General features: G+C 61.0%; 8 protein-coding genes and 1 pseudogene. 5 read left to right on the forward strand and 4 right to left on the reverse strand.

The window, feature by feature from the left end; all coding sequences use genetic code 11:
• The first annotated feature begins 3 nt into the window (after nt 1-3).
• Nucleotides 4-1,050: a Mu transposase C-terminal domain-containing protein gene (locus L286_RS49040; protein WP_020818594.1), complete on the forward strand. Its 1,047-nt coding sequence runs from the start codon at nt 4-6 to the stop codon at nt 1,048-1,050.
• On the opposite strand, the gene L286_RS41475 is transcribed toward L286_RS49040, so the two are convergent.
• Nucleotides 978-1,952 carry a recombinase family protein gene (locus tag L286_RS41475; protein WP_327195674.1) on the reverse strand — a complete coding sequence of 325 codons (975 nt, stop codon included), beginning with the start codon at nt 1,950-1,952 and terminating at the stop codon, nt 978-980. The two genes, L286_RS49040 and L286_RS41475, sit on opposite strands and share 73 nt — an antisense overlap.
• A 118-nt stretch (nt 1,953-2,070) precedes the next feature.
• On the opposite strand from L286_RS41475, the gene L286_RS41480 reads away from it, so the two are divergent.
• From L286_RS41480 to L286_RS41490, 4 genes are all read left to right on the forward strand, one after another.
• Complete coding sequence (locus L286_RS41480; RefSeq protein WP_020818596.1) at nt 2,071-2,700, forward strand: DeoR family transcriptional regulator; 630 nt, start codon at nt 2,071-2,073, stop codon at nt 2,698-2,700.
• A gap of 72 nt (nt 2,701-2,772) precedes the next feature.
• Nucleotides 2,773-3,525, forward strand: a complete 753-nt coding sequence (locus L286_RS48095) for a JAB domain-containing protein (protein ID WP_084498549.1) — start codon at nt 2,773-2,775, stop codon at nt 3,523-3,525.
• Between the two features lie 500 nt (nt 3,526-4,025).
• Entirely contained in the window at nt 4,026-4,478 is a 453-nt protein-coding gene (locus L286_RS41485; protein WP_020818598.1) for a MucR family transcriptional regulator, read from the forward strand.
• Complete coding sequence (locus tag L286_RS41490) at nt 4,475-4,903, forward strand: hypothetical protein (protein ID WP_020818599.1); 429 nt, start codon at nt 4,475-4,477, stop codon at nt 4,901-4,903. Before L286_RS41485 ends, L286_RS41490 begins: the two co-directional genes overlap by 4 nt.
• A gap of 226 nt (nt 4,904-5,129) precedes the next feature.
• Here L286_RS41490 and L286_RS41495 read toward each other — a convergent pair whose 3' ends face one another.
• From L286_RS41495 to L286_RS41500, 3 genes and pseudogenes are all read right to left on the reverse strand, one after another.
• Nucleotides 5,130-6,464, reverse strand: coding sequence for a hypothetical protein (locus L286_RS41495; RefSeq protein WP_021223876.1), 1,335 nt, complete (start codon nt 6,462-6,464; stop codon nt 5,130-5,132).
• 39 nt (nt 6,465-6,503) lie between these two features.
• Nucleotides 6,504-6,812, reverse strand: a pseudogene (locus L286_RS0124960) (recombinase family protein); the annotation flags it as partial.
• A 51-nt stretch (nt 6,813-6,863) separates the two neighbouring features.
• Nucleotides 6,864-7,628, reverse strand: coding sequence for an IS6-like element IS6100 family transposase (locus L286_RS41500; protein WP_001389365.1), 765 nt, complete (start codon nt 7,626-7,628; stop codon nt 6,864-6,866).
• Nucleotides 7,629-7,689: the final 61 nt, after the last annotated feature.

Genomic DNA, 7,689 nt, shown 5'->3' on the forward strand with positions numbered 1-7,689 from the left:
ACGTTGCGAAGCCGCTTCGCCGGCGTTCCGGCGCGTGAGCGCGTCGGCCTGAAGTACGGAAAGAAGGTGGCTCGTGAGCGATACGAGCATATCCGAGGCAAGACGCCCGAAACGACGTTTCCACTTGAGCGTATCCAGATCGACCACACGCTCGTCGACGTGGTCTGCGCGAGCGCTTTCGACCGTGAGCATGTCGGCCGTCCCTGGATCACTATCGCGCTCGACGAATGCACCCGAGCCGTCCTCGCGTTCGTGCTGACCTGGGAATATCCAAACGCCTCGACCGTCGCTCAGTGCATGACGCGGGTGATGACGCCCAAGGATGAGTGGCTGGAGCGCGTCGGCGTTCCACTCCCATGGCCGATGTATGGCACGCCCAATAGCGTCTATCTCGACAACGCAGCTGAGTTTTGGTCACGCGCCCTGTTCTATGGGTGCAGGGAATACGGCATCGCGCCGCCCGAGCATCGCCCGCCAGGGCTGGTCCATTTCGGCGGCATCATTGAACGCTTCATGGGCACGGCGATGGACCAGATGCGGCTGCTCCCCGCAGCAACCGCCCGTGATCGCGGCTTCGACAAGGTCAAGACCCGCAATCCGAACGAGGCGGCCGAGATGACCCTCGATGAGCTAGAGGTCTGGATGCTCGAGTTCATCTGCGGCCAGTATCACGTCCGGCCGCACAGCACGACCAAGCAGCGCCCGGATCTGGCCTGGGAGCGCGGCATCTATGGCACCGAGAAGCGTGCAGGCGCCGGCCTCCCGCCGATCATCGCTGACAAGCAGAAGCTCTATCTCGACTTCGCCGACATCGAAGACCGGACGATCGAGCGCTACGGCATGCGCTGGGACAATATCGAATACTGGGACGAGGTGTTGCGGCCGTTCCTGGACGCTGGAGAGCAACGCAAGTTCGTCGTCCGCCGAAACCCCTACGACGCCTCACGCATCTACTTCCTCCACCCAATCGAGGGGACCTATTGCGAGCTGCGCTGCGAGCAGATTACCCTTCTCGCCGCCTCGAACAGCTCGCGCTCGACGACGGCCTGAAACACGTCCTGCGCCCTGATCCACATCTCGGGCTCATTGGCGACGCGCTTCTTCTTGAGCTTGAAGGAGCGACGATTCCAGACGTTGTCGCCGACATATTTCTCGTTGATCAGAATCTGGTGGACCGTGCCCCGGGTCCAGGGACGCCCAAGATCGGTCGGAACGCCGCGTTGATTGAGATCGTCCGCAATCTCCCGCTCGCTATATCCCTGATGGACGAAAGCCCGGTAGATGCAGCGGACCAGATCGACCTCTTCGGCAGGGCCCAGCGTCAGGATCACCCGATCTGTCTGAATGCTCTTGTGCTCGCCCCGTTCGAGAAGCCCCTTGATGACGCCATGCTCGTCAATCAGCGTCCGACGCAGGCCGAAGCCGGCAGGCCCGCCCTGGCGGTAGCCTTTCTCGATCAGTCGGCCCTGGCCGGCGAACACCTTGGTTGAAAGCTCGCGGCTGTATTCGCCAGCCATCGCGCGTTTGACGCCCTTGACGATGGTCGAGATCGGGCTGCCGTCATTGTCGAATTGCTCGGCGCAATATTCGACGGCGATGCCGGCACGCCGACAAATATACTCGTAGTAGGCGCTTTCGTCGGCGTCCTGGAAGCGCCCCCAGCGGCTGACATCATAAACGAGAACCAGAGTGAAATCGGTGCTGCCCGATTGCACGTCCTCGATGAGTTGCCTGAGCGCGTCGCGTCCCTCGATCTTTAACCCGCTTTTTCCAGCGTCTTCATAGGTTCGCACGATCTCGATTCCACGCGCCTCAGCATATTGGTTGATCGCGTCGGATTGGTTTTCGGTCGAATACTTCTGATGATCCGTCGACATGCGGACGTATTCGGCAGCCCGAAGTGGACGTTCAAGCTGCCCTGACCGGTCATCATCGTAAACTCTCCGGCTCATCACATGACGCCCTCCTGAAATCGGCTGCGGCGGTCCGGGCGACCTACCGCCGCAGCGCATGACGGGCCTGTGCCGCCACTCCGCAATGAAACCAGTCTAACTGCGGAGAAAACGGAAGATGTTGCCGAAAACGGGCAGGAAATTACCCCAATGGACAGGCGTCCTCGGCGGGCGTGAAATCTACGCGCGAACCATCGCGGAACTGCTGCGCAAAGAGCATGGCGACAGCCGCCGCGCGATCAAGCAGCTCATGCGTCAAACGGATGCAAGCGAGAGGACCGTGAAGCATTGGCTCTCAGCGCAGCACGGGCCGGATACGGTGTATTTCCTGCGCCTGGTGGTTTCGTCGCCCGTCATCAGGGCCTTCGTTCTCGGCCTGCTCGAAGGCCCGGCGGCGATCCCGTTGACCGGCCCGGTGGATCGCATATCGCTCGCCAGAGCTCGTGAAGCCTATGCGGCCGGCGAAGCCGCTGGCGGACGTTCAGAAACGGGTGCGCGGGAATATGACCCTAAACGTGTCCCTGAACGTGACCCTATAAATGTCCCTGATCGGGCAGAGATCAATGAGCGACAACGCTGGTTTCTGGGCCGAGTCGTCGAGGGTCGATGCGACGCCAGGGAGATCGCGGCTGTTTGGGACGTCAGTCTGAAAACCGCGCGACGGGACATCGCCGCACTCAAGGCGGCAGGTCTCATTTGCTATTTTGGATCACCAAGGAAAGGGCGGTATCGCAAGACAACTGGATAGCCGGAATGCCAGCATCGTGGATGCCCCGAGGGCTCCGCCGAATCGGTGGGCTTGAATTGTGAGGCGGAAAGGGTGAAGTTCGGTGCCGTGCATGACGTGAACTCGCTGAGCGCGGTTATGATCGCCCGTGACGATCACGATAGCGCACTAATTGCAGCTCCCAAACCCCGGCACCACCTTCAGGGTTTATTCAAAAAAATCGTTGAATATCAAAATGATAACGAACATCGTGGGATGATCCATAATCACCCGAGCGGCGACGCGACCCCGAGCGAAAACGACATCGTCGCGACGCGCAGGCTTTCCGACCTTGGTCGATCGCTCGATATCGAGATCGTCGATCATATTGTCGTCACGGCGACCCACGCCCAGCGCGTCGCAGCGAGCGGGCGCATAGGATCTGATCGTGCGCCCGCCTGCGCCCATGTTCTGCGCGACAATCCCGGGTCGGGAGGCGGCGGACAACAGCAAAGTGCGTCAACCGCGCTCGCAAATGCGCGCCGAGCCTATAAGCGCCGCCAGTTCCGCCGAGAGCTGATCGGGTCGCCAAAGCTCTTCGGCGAACCGGCCTGGGACATGCTGATCGACCTCTTCATTCACGAAAGCGAGGGCAAGAAGGTGGCAACGAGCGCCCTTTGCCTCGCTTCGACCGCGCCTCCCAGCACTGCGCTGCGGCTGGTCAACAAGCTTTGCGAGGCAAAGCTGCTCGTGAAGATAGACGATCCCGACGATGGCAGGCGCCAGTTTGTCGAACTGACGCCCGACACGGCCGCGCGTCTCGAAAACTATTTTGGCGCGGATGAGGGAGGGATGCAGGAGGGTTGAGGCGCCGTCTGGAAATGGATTGGACGGGCGCAGCGTTGGGGGGAGGAGAATCCCGGAGAGGTTCACGATCGCATTGCCGCCGGCTCGCGACGTTAAATTGCTGTTAACCATCCTGTCCTATTTCGAGGCAAGGGGGCCAGCGGCAGGTCGCGGTGTGGGGGTAACGCGACCTGCCAATCAGGCAATGACATCAGGGACTGATCATTCGAAGCGCCGGGCGCACTTCGGGCCTACCGCACCGGGCTGAATCATCTCGCGCGGCGCACCGATCGCCAAACCAGGTCCGGGCGAGCGGTCGGCAGGCAAATGGCGAATGGCGCTACGAACCAGCATTAGCCGGCGGACAGGATAAAGCGCCGCTTCAAAGCGACCTGGCCTCGGTTGCAATCGATTATTGGACTGTTCGCCGTATCATTTTCACCGATGGACGCGCTTAATTCGAGCAGATAACAGGTCCCGCCGCGATCATTACGGATGCGGCGGTAAGCAGGAGCAGGGCTGTGAGCGAGGAAGCGGGGCGCAACGAGAATCTCATTACTTTGACGGCTGACATCGTTGCGGCGCATGTGACGAACAACAAGGTCGAAGTCGGCGATATTCCTCGGCTGATCGGATCGGTTTACGACGCTCTCGCCAGCGTCGGCCAGCCCGGCAAGCCTGAGCAACAGGCCCCAGTCCCCGCGGTTTCGATCCGCGCTTCGATAAAGCCGGATTACATCGTCTGTCTGGAGGACGGCAAGAAGCTCAAAATGCTGAAACGCCACCTGATGACCCACTATCAGATGACCCCTGACCAGTACCGGGCGAAGTGGGGGCTGCCTGCCGACTATCCCATGGTCGCGCCAAATTATGCCGAGCAGCGCCGCGAGCTCGCGAAGAAGATCGGCCTCGGCCGGCAACCGACCGTCCGCCGCGGCCGCGGCAAGCGCAAGAAGCTCTCCATCGCTACATGAGTATCGTGGCCGCAGGGCTGATATTCCTCTGCACGCCCACCCTTGTCGCCGATGGCGATGGCCCGGTCTGGTGTGCCGAGGGTCCACGCATCCGCATCGCGGGCATCGCCGCGCGCGAACTGGATGGTACTTGCCGTCGCGGCCATCCCTGTCCCCGCGCTGGACCGATCGCGGCGCGCAATGCATTGGTGGAGCTGCTTGGCGGCTCGCGCGGTGAGGTTCGGATCGCCAACGCAGGCATCAGCCATATCCGCGTCCGCGCAGCGCCAATGCGCTGTCTCTCGACCGGTCCGGCGGGCGGCGCCAGAACCGGTGCCTTCTGCACTCTTGCCGATGGCCGCAACCTCAGCTGCGCGATGCTTGCGACCGGCACCGTCGCGCGCTGGGAGCGCTACTGGCGTTCCGACCAGCGTTGCCGGCCCTGACAACGCCAGATCTCCTGAGCAATATTTACATCGTGGCCGGATATGTACCTACCGGTGGAGTAATAAATTCTGGAATAAAGTGTCGGTTTGTTTCCAACAGCCCCGGGGGGTCGAAAGGATCAAGAGTCTTGTTCTCGCGAGTATGAATTCCTTTACTGAGGGCATCGCGTGGAAGGTACGCCAGACAACGCTAAGCGAGAACATTTCAAGAACCGCATGATGGCCGTTACCGCCGGAGGTCGCTAAGCCCCAGTTCTTCCCACATCCATGTAAAGTCATAGGTGCCCATCGGATCGGCGGTGCCCGATTTTGCCGCGCCATTTTCGATATATTTGAGCCAGTCGGCTACCTTTACCCGCCCCGCCTTTGTACAGGCCAGAACGCGTGGCGTCTTGTGGCTGAGGGCTGGGACCGGCTCATCGAGCGTTTTCGTATATTCACGGGTCAGCATATCGTGAACGATGCGCTCCATTTCATGCGGTGGAATATCCAGCGCCTCGTCCTGTGGCGTGCGGGCGGCATCGTCGGCCATAACCTGATCGAGCGTCCGGATTTCGGCCATAGGCGCGCTCACGCAATCACCAAGCCATTCGCCCATCTGGGTAATTGCTCGCTCCGCGCGGGCGGCACTGTTTACCTCGACGATCAGCTTGCGCCCTGCCAGTTCCACATTGGCAAAAACCGGCGTGCCGTCATCCATGGTCGTGACGAAGGCCCGCTTGCCTTTGGTCGCTTGCGGCTTCTTGTTCTTCGTCGCTGGTGCCAGCCAGTTCCAGAAACTGTCGCTGGCAGGTTCCAGCCATTGTGCCGCGTTCAGCCTTCGGATCAGGCTCTTGCCGACCACGCCTTTCGCCAGCGGAAAAACGATACGGTGGAACACCAGGTCATCGCCGTCGGCGTTGACCATATCCGGCGCGCTGCCGGGCATGGCCTTGCCCAGACAGTCGAGCAGCCACATGTTCGTGAACATCGGTCCCGATGCTCCCAGAAGCGCGTCCCGATCGGACGGGTCCAATTCCGCAGTGTCCTGAGTTTCGTCGGCAAGTCGGGAAAATGCCTCGACCACTCGCACGGCGCCCTCAGCGCTGAACGGCAACAGCGCTCCGGAAATGCCATGGCGCCCGTTCACGTCGACAACCCTTGCGGCGATCTTGTCCCAGTTGACCAGGGTCTGGGTTGCACCGTGTTCGCGCACCGTCACCGGAGCAACGTCGCGCAGCAGATCGCGCAAGGTCATCGACTGACCAGGCACGACTTCGCTGACCTCATAGAGCGACATGACCGTATCGCGTAACGCGCGCATATAGGCCTTGTTCGGCGCCTTTTCGTTCCAGCCCCGGCGCTTGAGATAGTCATCGACCAGATTGCGACCGTCGGGTTCCAGTTCCTGCGTAAGCAGATCTTCAAAGGCGCAGCCCCATAGCGGCCCTTGCCAGTGATCGCCAATTATCTCGAATATGGCGTCAGGCTCGAGTCCGGTCGCTTCGCTCGCCGGATCGAGATGCGCGGACAGCATTTCGGCCAATGCCTCATCCCATGGCGCGCGATCCGCATATTTCATCAGGCCGGAAAGATCGTGAGCCGATTTCGATCTGGACATTCAGATGGGCCTTTCCACGCCGAGGCGGCGCATTTCTCGATAGATGGTCGATCGGCCGATGCCGAGTTGTCGTGCTGCTTCTGTCGGCGAGATGCTCGCTTCGACCAGTTTGATGGCGGCATGTACCTTGGACATGTCGAGCGGCTGACGGCCGGGCAACTTGCCTTTGGCGCGCGCGGCGGCGATCCCATCCCTGGTTCGCTCGGAGATCAGTCTCCGCTCGAAATGGGCGATGGCCCCGAACACATGGAAGATGAGTTCGCCGGCGGCCGACGATGTGTCGATCTTTTCCTCAAGACTCAGGAGGGCTCTGTTGCAAAGATTGGCGGCAGTCAGAGGTAGGCTGTCGCTCTGCGCCGATCAGGCGGCTGCTGCGAAATGGTGGTTGAGCATGCCCATGGCCTCCGTCAGCGCCGAGGGCCCAATGCCAAAAGCTCTCTCCACAAGGCGCACCTCGCCCCTGATGCCGGGCTGCAGGCACCAGGGGCGAGCCTGTCCTTTGCGCAGGGCTCGCATGACTTCGAATCCCTTGATCGTGGCATAGGCCGTGGGGATCGATTTGAAACCGCGCACCGGCTTGATCAGTATCTTGAGCTTTCCGTGATCGGCCTCGATCACGTTATTGAGATACTTCACCTGCCGGTGGGCCGTCTCCCGGTCCAGCTTTCCTTCGCGCTTCAATTCGGTGATCGCTGCACCATAGCTCGGCGCTTTGTCGGTATTGAGCGTGGCAGGCTTTTCCCAGTGCTTCAGGCCTCGCAGGGCCTTGCCCAGGAACCGCTTCGCTGCCTTGGCGCTGCGGGTCGGCGACAGGTAGAAATCGATCGTGTCGCCCCGCTTGTCGACTGCCCGGTACAGGTAGGTCCACTTGCCCCGCACCTTGACGTAGGTTTCATCCAGGCGCCAGCTCGGATCAAAGCCACGCCGCCAGAACCAGCGCAGCCGCTTCTCCATCTCCGGGGCGTAGCACTGGACCCAGCGATAGATCGTCGTATGGTCGACCGAAATGCCGCGTTCCGCCAGCATTTCCTCAAGGTCGCGATAGCTGATCGGATAGCGACAATACCAGCGCACCGCCCACAGGATCACATCACCCTGGAAATGGCGCCACTTGAAATCCGTCATCGTTCCGTCCGTCCAATCTCCGCCAAGCATGCTCAAGCTTCACGATTTTTGCAACAGAGCC

This window comes from Sphingobium sp. HDIP04, assembly GCF_000445085.1.
Classification (GTDB): domain Bacteria; phylum Pseudomonadota; class Alphaproteobacteria; order Sphingomonadales; family Sphingomonadaceae; genus Sphingobium; species Sphingobium indicum.

Bases quoted from the DNA above. Each gene is read 5' to 3' on its own strand.
- L286_RS41480 (WP_020818596.1), top strand. From the start codon at position 2,071: ATGTTGCCGAAAACGGGCAGGAAATTACCCCAATGGACAGGCGTCCTC.
- L286_RS41490 (WP_020818599.1), top strand. From the start codon at position 4,475: ATGAGTATCGTGGCCGCAGGGCTGATATTCCTCTGCACGCCCACCCTT.
- L286_RS41475 (WP_327195674.1), bottom strand. From the start codon at position 1,952: ATGAGCCGGAGAGTTTACGATGATGACCGGTCAGGGCAGCTTGAACGT.
- L286_RS41495 (WP_021223876.1), bottom strand. From the start codon at position 6,464: ATGAAATATGCGGATCGCGCGCCATGGGATGAGGCATTGGCCGAAATG.
- L286_RS41500 (WP_001389365.1), bottom strand. From the start codon at position 7,628: ATGACGGATTTCAAGTGGCGCCATTTCCAGGGTGATGTGATCCTGTGG.